Annotated in this window: 14 protein-coding genes; 1 reads left to right on the top strand and 13 read right to left on the bottom strand. The window is 70.7% G+C overall.

Annotation, left to right across the window (positions count from 1 at the left end):
* Positions 1–6 precede the first annotated feature (6 nt).
* Genes A5705_RS07415 through A5705_RS07385 form a run of 7 tightly spaced genes read right to left on the bottom strand, consistent with a single transcriptional unit; the run spans position 7 to position 7258 of the window.
* The gene (locus tag A5705_RS07415) at positions 7–876 is read right to left on the bottom strand and encodes a MoxR family ATPase (RefSeq protein ID WP_067871551.1); all 870 of its coding nucleotides are present in this window, start codon (positions 874–876) and stop codon (positions 7–9) included.
* Positions 873–1451, bottom strand: coding sequence for an NTP transferase domain-containing protein (locus A5705_RS07410; protein WP_067871549.1), 579 nt, complete (start codon positions 1449–1451; stop codon positions 873–875). The genes A5705_RS07415 and A5705_RS07410 overlap by 4 nt, the downstream gene beginning before the upstream one ends.
* Complete coding sequence (locus tag A5705_RS07405; protein WP_067871585.1) at positions 1448–2314, bottom strand: XdhC family protein; 867 nt, start codon at positions 2312–2314, stop codon at positions 1448–1450. The genes A5705_RS07410 and A5705_RS07405 overlap by 4 nt, the downstream gene beginning before the upstream one ends.
* A complete protein-coding gene (locus A5705_RS07400; RefSeq protein WP_068276557.1) occupies positions 2314–4713 on the bottom strand; it encodes an aerobic carbon-monoxide dehydrogenase large subunit in 2400 nt (799 codons plus the stop codon). Before A5705_RS07400 ends, A5705_RS07405 begins: the two co-directional genes overlap by 1 nt.
* On the bottom strand, positions 4710–5186 hold the full coding sequence (locus A5705_RS07395; RefSeq protein WP_068276554.1) for a (2Fe-2S)-binding protein: 477 nt from the start codon (positions 5184–5186) through the stop codon (positions 4710–4712). Before A5705_RS07395 ends, A5705_RS07400 begins: the two co-directional genes overlap by 4 nt.
* Before the next feature lie 2 nt (positions 5187–5188).
* Entirely contained in the window at positions 5189–6070 is an 882-nt protein-coding gene (locus A5705_RS07390; protein ID WP_068276549.1) for a xanthine dehydrogenase family protein subunit M, read from the bottom strand.
* Between the two features lie 42 nt (positions 6071–6112).
* A complete protein-coding gene (locus A5705_RS07385; protein WP_156763056.1) occupies positions 6113–7258 on the bottom strand; it encodes an XdhC family protein in 1146 nt (381 codons plus the stop codon).
* Positions 7259–7291: 33 nt separating this feature from the next.
* Between A5705_RS07385 and A5705_RS07380 the strand changes: the two genes are divergently transcribed.
* Positions 7292–8251, top strand: coding sequence for a LysR family transcriptional regulator (locus A5705_RS07380; RefSeq protein WP_067871541.1), 960 nt, complete (start codon positions 7292–7294; stop codon positions 8249–8251).
* A 150-nt stretch (positions 8252–8401) separates the two neighbouring features.
* Here A5705_RS07380 and A5705_RS07375 read toward each other — a convergent pair whose 3' ends face one another.
* From A5705_RS07375 to clpB, 6 genes are all read right to left on the bottom strand, one after another.
* Entirely contained in the window at positions 8402–9043 is a 642-nt protein-coding gene (locus tag A5705_RS07375; protein ID WP_068276546.1) for an RNA methyltransferase, read from the bottom strand.
* Positions 9040–9936 carry a hypothetical protein gene (locus tag A5705_RS07370; RefSeq protein WP_068276543.1) on the bottom strand — a complete coding sequence of 299 codons (897 nt, stop codon included), beginning with the start codon at positions 9934–9936 and terminating at the stop codon, positions 9040–9042. Before A5705_RS07370 ends, A5705_RS07375 begins: the two co-directional genes overlap by 4 nt.
* Positions 9937–9948: 12 nt before the next feature.
* On the bottom strand, positions 9949–10491 hold the full coding sequence (pyrE, locus tag A5705_RS07365) for an orotate phosphoribosyltransferase (protein WP_067871534.1): 543 nt from the start codon (positions 10489–10491) through the stop codon (positions 9949–9951).
* A complete protein-coding gene (locus A5705_RS07360; RefSeq protein ID WP_067871532.1) occupies positions 10478–11251 on the bottom strand; it encodes an SDR family oxidoreductase in 774 nt (257 codons plus the stop codon). Before A5705_RS07360 ends, pyrE begins: the two co-directional genes overlap by 14 nt.
* Before the next feature lie 53 nt (positions 11252–11304).
* Positions 11305–12162, bottom strand: a complete 858-nt coding sequence (ttfA, locus tag A5705_RS07355) for a trehalose monomycolate transport factor TtfA (RefSeq protein ID WP_067871529.1) — start codon at positions 12160–12162, stop codon at positions 11305–11307.
* 165 nt (positions 12163–12327) lie between these two features.
* Entirely contained in the window at positions 12328–14880 is a 2553-nt protein-coding gene (clpB, locus tag A5705_RS07350; protein ID WP_068276541.1) for an ATP-dependent chaperone ClpB, read from the bottom strand.
* Positions 14881–14939 lie beyond the last annotated feature (59 nt).

Below are 14939 nucleotides of genomic sequence, written 5' to 3'. Positions count from 1 at the left end.
GTCCTCTCAGGTGCGGCTGTATTCGGTGAACGTGTCGCGAATCAGACTACGGTCGTCGGGTGTCTTGGCCAGCGCCCCCAGGCTCACGACCGCCGCCTCGTCAACCAGGTCCGCGACACCCAGCGACACCAGCGCGGCCACCCAGTCGATCGTCTCGGCCACCCCGGGCGGCTTGTCCAGGTCGAGACCGCGGACGTGGCCGATGAACTGCGTCGCGTGCTCGATCAGCGGTGCGGTCGCGCCGGGCACCGTCCGGCGGACGATCGCGGCGGCCCGGGCCGGCTCGGGGTAGTCGATCCAGTGATACAGGCAGCGGCGGCGCAGCGCGTCGTGCAGGTCGCGGCTGCGGTTGGAGGTCAGCACCGCGATCGGCGGGCGCTCGGCGACGAAGGTACCCAGCTCGGGCACGGTGACCGCGGCCTCCCCGAGGAATTCCAGCAGTAACGCCTCGAATTCGTCGTCGGCGCGGTCGATTTCGTCGATCAGCAGCACCGGCGGGGTTGGGCCGCGATGGCGCACACACTTCAGGATGGGCCGATCGACCAGATATTTCTCGGTGTAGAGGTCCGCCTCTTCGATGTTGGCGCCGCGCGCCTCGGCCAGCCGGATGGACAGCAACTGGCGCTGGTAGTTCCAGTCGTACAGCGCCTCGCTGGCGGTCAATCCCTCGTAGCACTGCAGCCGGACCAGCTCGGTGTCCAGCACGGCCGCAAGGGTTTTCGCCGCGGTGGTCTTGCCGACGCCGGGCTCGCCCTCCAGCAACAGGGGGCGCCCGAGCGTGACCGCCAGGAAGATCGCCGACGCGGTGCCGGTGTCGAGCAGGTAGTCGTGCGCGTCGAACCGCTTGATGACTTCGGCGACGTCGGTAAACGTCATGACGAGCCCACCAGCCGGCGGTAGTCGTCCCAGGTGTCGACGTCGAGCGGGATCCGGCCGTCGACGGCGAGCTCGCGCACCTCGTGGCGACCCGATTCCACCAGCTTCCAGACCGCCTTGTCGCCGTGCAGGTCGCGCAGGTCGTCGAACAGGTTGCGGCCCAACCAGAACGGGTGGCCGATGCCGTCGTCGTAGCGGCACACGGCGATGTCGGCCCCGGCCCCTTCGGCGGCCATGCGCTGCAGCGTGGCGGGTCGCACGCCGGGCTGGTCGCCCAGCATCAGCACGATCCCTTCGGCCCGCGCGTCCACCCGGTCCAGCGCGGCGCGCAGCGAGGCCGCGCATCCGGTACCGGCATCGGCGACGGTCACCACATCGATTCCGCCCAGCGGCACGGCTTCTCGCACCGCCCGGGCGGCGCCGCCGAGGGTGACGATGAGCTGGTCGAACCCTGCGCCGCGGGCGACCGCGAGGGTCGCCCCGAGCAGCGTCGTATCGCGGTACGGCAGTAGCTGTTTGGGCGTGCCGAGCCTGCGCGAAACGCCGGCCGCCAGCACGACACCGGTGACGGTCATGCTTTCCCGGCGGCGAACGCGGCGCGACAGCCGGGGCCGCAGAACCAGTGGTCCTCGCCGGCCAGCCGCAAATGCTCGGTGGCCGGGCCGACCGTCACGGTCATGCCGCACACCGGATCCACGGCCTCGGACGGGGCGGCCCGCGTCGCGAGGGAGCGGCACAGGTCGCCGCCGCGGATGCCGGCGATCAGCTCGGCCGCGATCGAGACCGCGATCTCCGCGGGGGTTTTGGCGCCGATCGGCAGGCCGACCGGCGTGTGCACGCGCGCCCGCTCGTCGTCGGAGAGGCCGAGCGCGTTCAGGATCGCGGCGCCGCGCACCTTGCTGGCCACCAGTCCGATGTACCCGACGCCGTGATCCAGTGCCGCGCGGATGATCTCGCCCTCCGGCCCGCCATGGCTGGCGATGACGACGGCGCTGGCATCGGCCAGATCACCGTCGCGGCGCACGTCATAGCCCAGCACCCCGCACAGCTGGGCCAGCGCGTCGGCGATCGGGGTGGCCCCGTAGATCTCAATCAGCGGCGCGGGCAGCTGCGGTGTCAGGAAGATCTCCAGCGACCCGCCGGACAGGCAGGGGTTGACGACGACGCAGGCGCCGGGCGCCTCGGGGAAGTGCACGTCGCCGTCGGGAAGCACCCGCAGCAGGACGCTTTCGTTCGTCTGCAACGCGCCGAGTGCCGCCTTGCGGACGGAGTTCTGGGCGCACTGGCCGCCGACGAAGCCCTCGATTGTGCCGTCCGCCAACAGGATTGCCTCATCACCCGGGTAGGACGAGGTGGGCGGCTGGGCGCGCACCACGGTCGCGTGCACGAACGGTGTCCGCGCCGCGATCAGTTGCCGAGCCCGTTCGCTGATCGTGATCAAATGGGTGGCCTCGCTCTGCCCTGCATGGCCTCCCACACCCGCGACGGCGTCAGCGGCATGTCGGCGTGCCGAACCCCGAAGGGCGCCAACGCGTCCACCACCGCGTTCACCACGGCGGGCGGCGATCCCACGGTGGCGGATTCGCCGATGCCCTTGGCGCCGATCGGGTGATGCGGCGACGGCGTCACGGTGTGGCCGGTCTCCAGGTGCGGCACCTCCATCGCGGTCGGGATCAGGTAGTCCATCAGCGACCCGCCCAGGCAGTTGCCGTCCTCGTCGAACGCGATCATCTCCATCAGCGCCATCCCGATGCCGTCGACGATGCCGCCGTGCACCTGGCCCTCGATGATCATCGGGTTGATGCGGGTGCCGCAGTCGTCGACGGCCAGGAACCGCCGCACCTTGACCACCGCGGTGCCCGGATCGACGTCCACCACGCAGAAGTACGCGCCGTACGGGTAGGTCAGGTTCTCCGGGTTGTAGCAGACCTCGGCGTCCAGGCCGCCCTCGATGCCCTCGGGCAGGTCGCCGGCCCCGTGGGCGCGCATGGCGATGTCGGCGATGGTCACCGACGCCGACGGGTCACCCTTGACGTGGAAACTGCCCTTCTCCCATTCCAAGTCGGCGACCGACACCTCGAGCATGCCGGATGCGATGATCTTCGCCTTGTCGCGCACCTTGCGGGCCACCAGCGCCGCCGCCCCGCCCGAAACCGGCGTCGACCGGCTGCCGTAGGTGCCCAGCCCGAACGGGGTCTGGTCGGTGTCGCCGTGCACCACCTCGATGTCGTCGGGCGGGATGCCGAGCTCCTCGGCGACGATCTGCGCGAACGTCGTCTCGTGGCCCTGGCCCTGCGTCTGAACCGACAGCCGCACAACGGCTTTCCCCGTCGGGTGCACGCGCAGCTCGCACCCGTCGGCCATGCCCAGGCCGAGGATGTCCATGTCCTTGCGCGGCCCGGCGCCGACGGCCTCGGTGAAGAACGACATGCCGATGCCCATCAGCTCGCCGCGCTCGCGCTTGGCGGCCTGCTCGGCCCGCAGCGCGTCGTAGCCGATCATGTCCATGGCCTTGCGCATGGTCGCCTCGTAGTCGCCCGAGTCGTACGTCCAGCCGGTCTTGCTCTGGTACGGGAATTGCTCGGGCCGCAACAGGTTTCGCAGCCGCAGCTCGGCCGGGTCCATCTTGAGCTCGAAGGCCAGGCAGTCCACCAGCCGCTCGACGAAGTACACCGCCTCGGTGATCCGGAACGAGCACGCGTAGGCCACCCCACCGGGCGCCTTGTTGGTGTACACGGCGGTCATGTGGCAGTAGGCGGCCTCGAGGTCGTAGCTGCCGGTGAACACGCCGAAGAATCCGGCGGGGTACTTCGTCGGCGCGGCCTGGCCGTTGAACGCGCCGTGGTCGGCCAGCACGTTGGACCGGATCGCCAGGATCTTGCCGTCGTTCGTCGCGGCGATCTCGCCGACCATGATGTAGTCGCGCGCGAAGCTGGTGGAGGTCAGGTTCTCGCTGCGGTCCTCCATCCACTTGACCGGCTTGCCCAGCACCAGCGACGCGACGATCGCGCACACGTAGCCGGGGTAGATCGGCACCTTGTTGCCGAAGCCGCCGCCGATGTCGGGCGAGATCACCCGGATTTTGTGCTCGGGCAGGCCGGCCACCAACGCATAAAGGGTGCGGTGGGCATGCGGCGCCTGCGAGGTGGTCCACAGCGTGAGCTTGCCGGTCACCGGGTCCAAATCGGCCACCGCGCCGCAGGTTTCCATCGGCGCGGGGTGCACCCGGGGGTAGACCATCTCCTGGGAGACGACGACGTCGGCCCGCGCGAACGTCGCCTCGGTGGCCGCGGCGTCGCCGGTCTCCCAGTCGAAGATGTGGTTGTCGGTCTTGCCGTCGAGGTCGGTGCGGATCACCGGCGCCGAGGGGTCGAGCGCCGTGCGGACGTCGACGACGGGATCCAGCGGGTCGTAGTCGACGTCGATGAGCTCCAGCGCGTCGCGGGCCGAATACCGGTCCTCGGCGACGACGAACGCCACCTCCTGACCCTGGAAGCGCACCTTGTCGGTGGCCAGCACGGCCTGCACGTCGTTGGACAGGGTCGGCATCCAGGCCAGCCCCTTCTCGGCCAGGTCCGCGCCCGTGACCACCGCCTTGACCTTCGGATGGGCAAGGGCCGCAGTCGAATCGATGCCGACGATGCGCGCGTGCGCGTACGGCGAGCGCAGGATGGCCAGGTGCAGCATGCCCGGCAGCGCGACGTCGTCGACGTAGGTGCCGCGGCCGCGGATGAAGCGCGGGTCCTCTTTGCGCAGCATCCGGCCGTGGCCGCAGGGCTTTTGGTCGTTGTCCGCGGTATCTTCGGGCGACGGCGGCCTTGACTCGATCGTGGTCATGACTCGGCCTTTACGGTGGCGTTGTTCGCGGCCCACTGAATGGAACGCACGATGGTGGTGTATCCGGTGCACCGGCAGATCTGCCCGGAGATCGCCTCGCGGATGGTTTCCTCGTCGGGATGGGGGTCGCGGTCCAGCAGGGCGCGGGCGGTGATCATCATGCCCGGCGTGCAGAAACCGCATTGCAGCCCGTGGCAGCGCATGAACCCTTCCTGCACCGGGTCCAACTGGCCGTCCACCGCGAGCCCCTCGACGGTGCGGACGCTGTGCCCGGATGCCATCGCGGCCAGCATCGTGCACGACTTCACCGGAACGCCGTCCACGTCGACCACGCACGTCCCGCAGTTGCTGGTGTCGCAGCCCCAATGGGTTCCGGTGAGCCGCAACTGATCCCGCAGGAAGTGCACCAGCAGCGTCCGGGGTTCGACCTCGGCGGTCACCTGTTCGCCGTTGACGGTCATGTTCACCTGCATGGCTAGTTTCCCCTTTGTTCGCGCACCCGTTCGGCCGCCCTGCGCAGCGTGCGGATGGTCAGTTCGGAGGCGAGGTGCCGCTTGTACTCCGCGGTGCCGCGCACGTCGGTCGCCGGGTCGCAGGCCTCCGCCGCGCGCCGGCCCGCCTCGGCGAAGGTCTCGTCGGTGGCCGGCCGGCCGACGAGGGCCGCCGACAGCTCGGCCAGCGCGGCCGGGTCGGGATTGACCGCCGTCAGTCCCACACGCGCGGCCACGATCTCGGCGCCGTCCAGCGTGACGGCCGCCCCGGCCGCCGTCACCGCCCAGTCCCCGACGCGCCGCTCCACCTTGGCGTAGGCGCTGGAGCTGTTGAGCCGCACGGGGATTCGGGCCTCGACCAGGATCTCGTTGTGCGCCAGTGCGGTCTCGTACGGCCCGGCGACGAAATCGTCGATCGGTATTTCTCGTTCGCCCGCGGGCCCGCGGGCCAGGCACACCGCGTCCAGCACGGCGCACACCGTCACCAGGTCCTCGGCCGGATCCGCCTGGCACAGCGAGCCGCCCAGGGTGCCCCGGTTGCGGACCACCGGGTCGGCGATCACCCGTTCGGCGTCGCGGAAGATCGGGCACACGGCGGCCAGGGTGTCGGATTCGAGGATCTCGCGATGGCGGGTCATGGCGCCGATGCGCACCAGCGTCGGGTCGGTGATCACGTAGCCGAGTTCGGGGGCCAGGTCGTTGATGTCGACCAGGTACTCGGGGTTGGCGATGCGCAGCTTCATCATCGGCAGCAGGCTGTGCCCGCCCGCGATCACCCGCGCCCCCTCCCCCAGCCGATCCAGCAACCCGACCGCGTGGTCGACGCTGGTTGCACGTTCGTATTCGAAGGGTCCCGGTACTTGCATTGCAGCAGTGTCAGCCGCGCTGACATGGCCGTCAATAGCGAGTTAAGTAATCACTGAACTGGCTTCGACCTGCGCGTCGTGATGGATGCGCCCGGCGGTCTCGGTCAACGGACGACCCCCGCCGCCCCAGCGCTTGGCGATGATGTCGGCCGCGATCGACACCGCGGTCTCCTCGGGCGTGCGGGCGCCGAGGTCCAGCCCGATGGGGCTGGACAGCCGGCCCAGCTCGGCATCGGTCAGCCCGGCGGCCCGCAGCCGGTCCATCCGGTCGTCGTGCGTGCGCCGCGATCCCATCGCGCCCACGTAGCCGACGTCCAGCCGCAGCGCCACCTCCAGCACCGGCACGTCGAACTTGGGGTCGTGGGTGAGCACGCAGATCACGGTGTTCTCGTCGACGGCGCCCGCCTGCGCCTGGGCGGCGAGGTAGCGGTGCGGCCAGTCGACGACGACGTGGTCTGCCGTCGGGAAGCGCACCGGCGTGGCGAACACCTCGCGGGCGTCGCAGACCGTGACCCGGTAGCCGAGAAACGACCCCTGCTGCGCCAGCGCGGCGGCGAAGTCGATGGCGCCGAAGACCAGCATCCGCGGGCGCGGCGCGTAGCTGGACACGAAGACCTCCATGCCGTCGCCCAGCCGCTGTCCGTCGGGCCCGTACTTGAGGACGTCGCTGCGGCCGACCGCAAGCAGGCCGCGCGCGTCGTCGGCGACCGCGGCGTCGGCGCGCGCCGAGCCCAGCGAACCGTCCAGCGCGTCCGGCCGGACCACGACCCGCCGCCCCAGCCACCGCGCGTCCGGGTGGGCGATGACGGTCGCGACCGCGACGGGACGGTTCTCCCCGATGTCGTCGGCGACCGCGGCGAGCTCGGGGAACGTGGTGCGCGACATCGGCTCGACGAAGACGTCGATGATCCCGCCGCACGTCAGCCCGACGGCGAACGCGTCGCCGTCGCTGACCCCGTAGCGCTCCAGCCGCGGCGTGCCCGTTTTGGCCACCTCGGTCGCGGCGTCGTACACCGCGCCCTCCACGCAGCCGCCCGACACCGAGCCGGCCACCGACCCGTCGGGCGCCACCACCATCGAGGCCCCCGGCGGCCGCGGCGCGGACCGGAAGGTCCGCACCACCGTCCCGAGCCCGGCGGTGCCGCCGGCACGCCAGATCGCCGTCAGCTCGGCAAGCACGTCGCGCACCCCTTCAAAGTAAGCCAGAAGTAGGCTCGTGACGTGACTCCGGCTCAACTTCGGGCCTATTCGGCGGTGGTCCGTTTGGGCTCGGTGCGGGCCGCCGCCGCGGAGCTCGGTGTTTCCGACGCCGGCATCTCGATGCTGGTGGCGGCCCTGCGCAAGGAGCTCGACGACCCGCTGTTCACCCGGACGGGTGCGGGGCTGGCGTTCACGCCCGGGGGGCTGCGCCTGGCCAGCCGCGCGGTCGAGATCCTGGGATTGCAGCAACAAACCGCGATCGAGGTCACCGAGGCCGCGCACGGGCGCCGGCTGCTGCGGATCGCGGCGTCCACCGCTTTCGCCGAACACGCCGCGCCCGGGCTGATCGAGCTGTTCTCGTCGCGGGCCGACGACCTGTCGGTGGAGCTGAGCGTGCATCCGACGAGCCGGTTCCGTGACCTGATCTGCTCGCGCGCCGTCGACATCGCGATCGGCCCGGCGAGCTCGATCGGTCCCGACGACACGATCTTCGTGCGGCCGTTCCTGAAATACCAGATCATCGCCGTCGCGGCGCCCAACAGCCCAGTCGCGGTTGGCATTCCGACGGCGGCACTGCTGCGCCAGCAGCAGTGGATGCTCGGCCCGTCGGCCGGAGGCGTCGACGGAGAGATCGCAAACATGTTGCGCGGCTTGGCAGTTCCGGAGTCACAGCAGCGCATCTTCCAGAGCGACGCCGCCGCGCTCGAGGAGGTGCAGCGGGTCGGCGGCGTCAGCCTGACGATCGGTTTCGCCGTCGCGAAGGACCTCGCGGCCGGGCGGCTGACCCACGTGTCCGGCCCCGGCCTGGACCGCTCCGGCGAGTGGTGCGCGGCGACGCTGGCGCCCTCGGTCCGCCAGCCCGCCGTGTCCGAGCTGGTCCGCTTCATCACCACCCCGCGATGCACGCAGGCGATGATCCGCGGCTCGGGCGTCGGCGTGACCCGATTTCGGCCCAAAGTGCATGTGACGCTGTGGAGTTGAGTGTGAACTCAGGGCTTTCCGTGTGCATCCTGGGCTTTCCGTGTGCATCCTGGGCGGGAAAAACGCCGAAATCCCGCCCTCACTTCACACCGAAAGCCATAGGCTCACACTGAAGGCCGCTGATTCACACTCGAGGTCACGCATTCCCACTCACCAGGCGCGCGAGAGGTCCGCGTGCTGGCGGATCCAGGCGTGCATCGCGATCCCCGCGGCCACACCCGCGTTGATGCTGCGCGTCGAGCCGAACTGGGCGATCGACACCGTCAGCGCCGCGCCGGCCCGCACGTCGTCGGTGATGCCCGGGCCCTCCTGGCCGAACACCAGCAGGCACTCCCGCGGCAGCGCCGCCTCCTCCAGCCGGGCCGCGCCCGGCACGTTGTCCACGGCCACCACCGTCAGGCCCGCGCCCGCGGCGAAGTCCAGCATGTCGGCGACGCTGTCGTGATGGCACAGCCGCTGATAGCGGTCGGTCACCATGGCGCCGCGGCGATTCCACCGCCGCCTCCCCACGATGTGCACGGTGTGCACCGCGAAGGCGTTGGCGGTGCGCACCACCGACCCGATGTTGGCGTCGTAGCCGAAGTTCTCGATCGCCACGTGCAGGGCCTGGCGCCGCCGGTCGATGTCGGCGATGATCGCCTCCCGCGTCCAGTACCGGTAGGCGTCGACGACGTTGCGAGTATCGCCGTCGCGCAGCAGGTTCGGGTCATAGCGCGGATCATCGGGCAGATCGCCGGGCCAGGGCCCGACGCCGGCCGTCGTTCCCCATTCGGTGGGCCCGGGTTCGCTCATCGCTGCGTCCACACCCCGGCGTGGGTGCCGTCGATCGCCACCGTCGCGTAGAGCAGCGCCTGGTTGATCTCGCCCTGGGTGCACAGCGACGCGTTGACGTGCACCGAATCCAGCGAGGCGTCGGGCAGGATCAGCACCGACGACCCGTATGCCGCGCACGCCGGGTTCAGGCCCGGGGCGGGCAGGGTGGGCGACGCGAGCAGCATCATCGGGCCGCCGCGCCTGGCCGAGTCGTCGCGATACCGCTCCGCGAGGGCGTCGGCCTGCAGGCCCAGCAACATGTAGCCGTTGCCGTTGAACGCGGCCGGGTCGCCGAGCTGGGCCTTCGTCACCGGGGCGCCGTCGGCGCGCCAGGCCGTCAGGCTGACGGTCTTGACCACCAGGCCGGTGTCGTTGGAATTGGTGGGCGGCAGCCCGACCGGGAACGCGACCGGGTAGGCCGACGAGGTGTTCGGGATCCGGTCGCGCGGCGAGTAGCCGTACACCCCGCGCACCTGGCTCCGATCCTTGAGCGGCCCAAGGCAAACCGTGCCCACGAGCCGGTCGGGAGGCGCAGCAAGCGCGTGCTGGATATCGTGCACGCCGGCCACGGCCTGGTCGCAGCTGCCCAGGCCGTTCGACTCCAGCGGGTGCGCCAGCGCGCCGTAGAGGCCGAAGCGAATGTCCTCGGGTTTGGCGTGCGGCGCTTTCGGATCCGCGGGCGAGGCGTCCACATCGATCAGCACGTAATCGCCGCCCCAGCGCAGGTTCGACACCGACATGTTCCAGCCCAGCAGCGCCAGCGATTCGCCGAGCCTGGCACCCTGCGCGCCGTAGGGCCGGACGGGATGGTTGGAGCCCGAACAGCCCACGACGCAGGCGGCGATGGCGAGCAACGCGATGAGACTGCGCATACCGCCCGCGGCCTAAGCCAGCCCCAGATCGGCCAGGCCCAGCAGGCTGCGGTACGAAAAGCCCTCGGCCTCAATGGCTTCGGCCGCGCCGGTGGCGCGGTCCACCACGGTGGCCACCCCGACCACCTCGCCGCCCGCGTCCTGAACCGCGCGCACCGCCGTCAGCGCCGAGTTCCCCGTGGTGCTGGTGTCCTCCACCACCAGAACCCGCTTGCCGGCGACGTCGGAGCCCTCGATAAGGCGTTGCAGCCCATGGGTTTTGGCGGACTTACGCACGACGAACGCGTCGATCGGGCGCCCGGGCGCGTGCATGATGGCCGTCGCGACGGGGTCGGCGCCCAGGGTCAGGCCGCCGACGGCCGCGTAGTCCCAGTCGGCGGTGAGGTCGCGCATCAGCTCACCGATCAGCGCGGAGGCGCGGTGGTGCAGCGTGGCCCGGCGCAGGTCGACGTAGTAGTCGGCCTCCTTGCCCGACGACAATGTCACCCGGCCGTGCACCACCGACAGCCGTCGCACCAGCTCGGCGAGCTCGGCGCGCGGGTCAGGTTCGCCCACGACCGCCCCCTACCCGTCGGGTCGCGGCCCGCGCCAGGCCCCGCGGGATCAGCCGCCCGGCGGTGACGATCGCCTTGTACTGCAGGCCCGGAACGCTGATCACCTTGCCGGCGGCGATGTCGGCCAGGCTCTTGGTGACGACGTCGTCGACCTCGAGCCACAGGAACGACGGCAGCTTGGCCATCTCGATGCCCGCCCTGGCGTGGAACTCGGTGTGCACGTACCCCGGGCACACGGCGTGCACGCCGACGCCCGTGCCCTGCAGGCCGACGGCCAGGCCCTCGCTGAACGAGATCACCCACGCCTTGGACGCCGAATACGTCGACCCGCGCCCCGGCACCAGCCCGGCAACGCTGGCGATGTTGATGACGGTGCCCGCGCCGGCGTCGAGCATCGCCGGCAGCGCGGCGCGGGTGAGGTGCATCACCGCGGTGACGTTGACGTCGAGTTGGGCCTGCAGCAGCGCGGGGTCGGTGGCCCAGAAGTCACCGGACGTGCCGAAGCCGGCGTTGTTCACCAACACCCGGACTCCTGCGGCGAGGCGATCGCAGACCTTGCTCCGGCCGGCGGGGTCGGCCAGGTCGGCGGGCAGAACCTCGACGCTCCCGGCCGCGCCCTCGAGCTCCGCCGCCAATCGCGTCAGCCGGTCGACGTCGCGGGCCACCAGGACCAGGTCGTAGCCGTCGCTCGCGTAGCGTCGCGCGTAACCGGCGCCGATCCCGGACGTAGGCCCGGTGATCAGGGCTACGGGGCGAGGCATGAGCGACAGTGTAATGACGGGGCGCTAACCGCCCCCGGACCCACCCCGCGCTATCAGCGCTGGTAGTTGGAGGCCTGATTGCCGTTGCGGCCGGTGGGCGGCGGGCGGCGCAGGGCGTCGGTGCGGCCCTGCTCCCGGCGCACCGGCTCGGGGGCGCGGCGGGCCGCGTCACCGAGCAGCCCCGACACGTCCTGCTGGGCCCGCCGGGAAGGCAGCTCGGCGCGAGCGGCGGGCGCAAGGGGACGACTCGGCGCGGCATTGCGAAGTCCCGCAGGCGATCCCGTCTCGGCAGGGGTCTCCTGGGGCACCGGCGGCAACACCCGCAGCAGGTCGTTGAACTGCCGGACGGTGCGCAGGCCCTCGTCCCACTGGGCGCGCGTGCTGGCGATCGGCATCGCGACCAGCGTCCAGTTCTGCTCGTTCCACATGATCTCGGCGCAGTCGGGCGCGGTGTGGGCGAAAGTGACCATCCGGCGGTCGCACGCCCGCCGGGCGGCGTCCAGGTTGGTGGAGTACACCATCCGGGGCCCGATCGCGCCCAGCAGCCAAATGTCGCTCTCGCGTGGCTCTTTGAGCCCTTTGAGCCGCAGGTCCACCACGACGTTGGTGCCCACCTTGCGGTGCAGCGCGATCACGGTGGCGACCTCCTCGAGGTCGAAGATGTACACCGCCTCGCCACGGATCTGGCCCAGGACGACGTTGTGGGCGGGCACGTCGCCCACCGTGGAGATCACGCCGCGCTTCCAGCGCTTGAGGATGTCGGATGATTCACGCTCGTAGTCGAATCCGTGCGAGCGCGCCCACGACCTGCGGCGCCTGCTCCGGCCGCGGCGTCGATCGAGGTCGACGTACAGCAGCACGCCCGCACCGACAAAGCACAGTGCGGAGAGCGTGAACCAAAGGGGGACCATCCCACACAGGGTATCTGCTGTTGGGCCGGAACACAGAATTCGACCAGGTCACAACCGCGTCACAGGTGTGGCGATCGCGAGCGCGGCGAAGCCGCCGCCAGCAGACGCAAAAGCCCCCAATTTCGGGGGGAAATGGGGGCTTTTGCGTCTGGTCGCCGAGCTGACTCAGCCCAGGACCAGCGAGTCGCCGTCGGGGCTGACGTTGACGGGCACCACGTCGCCGTCGTGCACGTCGCCGGCCAGCAGCATCTTGGCGAGCTGGTCGCCGATGGCCTGCTGGACGAGCCGGCGCAACGGCCGGGCGCCGTAGACCGGATCGAAGCCGCGCTGCGCCAGCCAGCGCTTGGCCGGCAGCGACACCTCCAGCTGCAGCCGCCGCTGCGCCAGCCGCTTGCCCAGCTGCTCGAGCTGGATGTCGACGATCTGCACCAGCTCCTCGGGATTGAGCCCCTCGAAGATCAGCACGTCGTCGAGGCGGTTGATGAACTCCGGCTTGAACGCCGCGCGCACCGCCGCCATGACCTGCTCCTCGCTGCCGCCCGACCCGAGGTTGGACGTCAGGATGAGGATCGTGTTGCGGAAGTCGACCGTGCGGCCCTGCCCGTCGGTCAGCCGGCCCTCGTCGAGCACCTGCAGCAGCACGTCGAACACGTCCGGGTGCGCCTTTTCGACCTCGTCGAACAGCACCACCGTGTAGGGCCGGCGGCGGACCGCCTCGGTCAGCTGACCGCCCTGGTCGTAGCCGATGTAGCCGGGGGGCGCGCCGACCAGGCGGGCCACCGAGTGCTTCTCGCCGTACTCGCTCATGTCGATGCGGACCATGGCCCGGTCGTCGTCGAACAGGAAGTCGGCCAGCGCCTTGGCCAGCTCGGTCTTACCGACGCCGGTCGGGCCCAGGAACATGAACGAACCGGTGGGCCGGTTGGGGTCGGCGACCCCGGCGCGGGAACGCCGCACCGCGTCGGACACGGCCTGCACGGCCTTGCGCTGCCCGACGACGCGCTTGCCCAGCTCGTCTTCCATCCGCAGCAGCTTGGCGGTCTCCCCCTCCAGCAGCCGGCCGGCAGGGATGCCCGTCCACGCCGACACCACGTCGGCGATGTCGTCGGGCCCGACCTCCTCCTTGAGCATCACGTTCTCGCGGGCCTCGGCCTGCGGCAGCGCGGCGTCGAGCTTCTTCTCCACCTCGGGGATGCGCCCGTACCGCAGCTCGGCGGCCTTGGCCAGGTCGCCGTCGCGCTCGGCGCGCTCGGACTCCCCGCGCAACGCCTCCAGCTGTTCCTTGAGCTCGCGGACGATGTCGATCGCGCTCTTCTCGTTCTGCCACCGGGTGGTCAGCTCGGCCAGCTTCTCCTTCTGGTCGGCCAACTCGGCGCGCAGCTTGTCCAGCCGCTCCTTGGAGGCCTCGTCCTCCTCCTTCTCGAGCGCCATCTCCTCGATCTCCAGGCGGCGCACCAGGCGTTCGACCTCGTCGATCTCGACGGGCCGGGAGTCGATCTCCATCTTCAGCCGGCTGGCGGCCTCGTCGACCAGGTCGATGGCCTTGTCCGGCAGGAACCGGGCGGTGATGTAGCGGTCGGACAGGGTGGCCGCGGCGACCAGCGCGGAGTCGGTGATCCGCACGCCGTGGTGCACCTCGTAGCGGTCCTTGAGGCCGCGCAGGATGCCGACGGTGTCCTCCACCGACGGCTCGCCGACGAACACCTGCTGGAACCGCCGCTCCAGGGCGGCGTCCTTCTCGATGTACTTGCGATACTCGTCGAGCGTGGTGGCGCCCACCAGCCGCAACTCGCCGCGGGCCAGCATCGGCTTGATCATGTTGCCGGCGTCCATCGCGCCCTCGCCGGTCGCCCCGGCGCCGACGATGGTGTGCAGCTCGTCGATGAAGGTGATGATCTGCCCGGCGGAGTTCTTGATGTCGTCCAGGACGGCCTTGAGCCGCTCCTCGAACTCGCCGCGGTACTTCGCGCCCGCCACCATCGAGCCCATGTCCAAGCTGATGACGGTCTTGTCGCGCAGGCTCTCGGGCACGTCGCCGGCGACGATGCGCTGGGCCAGGCCCTCCACGATCGCGGTCTTGCCGACGCCGGGCTCGCCGATGAGCACCGGGTTGTTCTTGGTGCGACGCGACAGCACCTGCACGACGCGGCGAATCTCGTTGTCGCGGCCGATGACCGGGTCGAGCTTGCCCTCGCGGGCCCGGCCGGTCAGGTCGGTGGAGTACTTCTCCAGCGCCTGGTAGGTGGCCTCCGGGTCGGCGCTGGTGACCCGCGCGCTGCCGCGGACCTTGACGAACGCGTCCCGCAGCGCCTGCGGGGACGCGCCGTGGCCGGTCAACAGCTTGGCGACGTCGGAGTCGCCCGTGGCCAGCCCGACCATGAGGTGCTCGGTCGAGACGAACTCGTCGTCCATCTCGGTGGCCAGCTGCTGGGCGGCGGTGATGGCCGCCAGCGATTCACGCGACAGCTGCGGTTGCGAGCTGGCGCCGCTGGCCTGGGGCAGTTGGTCGAGAATCCGCTGTGCTTCGGCGCGGATGGTGGCGGGCTCGACACCGACGGCCTCCAGCAGCGGCGCGGCGATCCCGTCGTTCTGCGTCAGCAGCGCCAACAGCAGGTGGGCGGGCCTGATCTCGGGGTTGCCCGCGGCCGAGGCCGCCTGCAGCGCCGACGTCAGGGCCGCCTGCGTCTTGGTGGTCGGGTTGAAAGAGTCGCTGGCCAATCCAGGCCACCTCCGTTCGGTCACGTAGAGAAAATGCTTGTCGCGTTGTTCAACGCCGT

Source organism: Mycobacterium sp. E787 (assembly GCF_001668725.1).
Classification (GTDB): domain Bacteria; phylum Actinomycetota; class Actinomycetes; order Mycobacteriales; family Mycobacteriaceae; genus Mycobacterium.
This window is presented reverse-complemented; position numbering and strand designations above follow the sequence as displayed.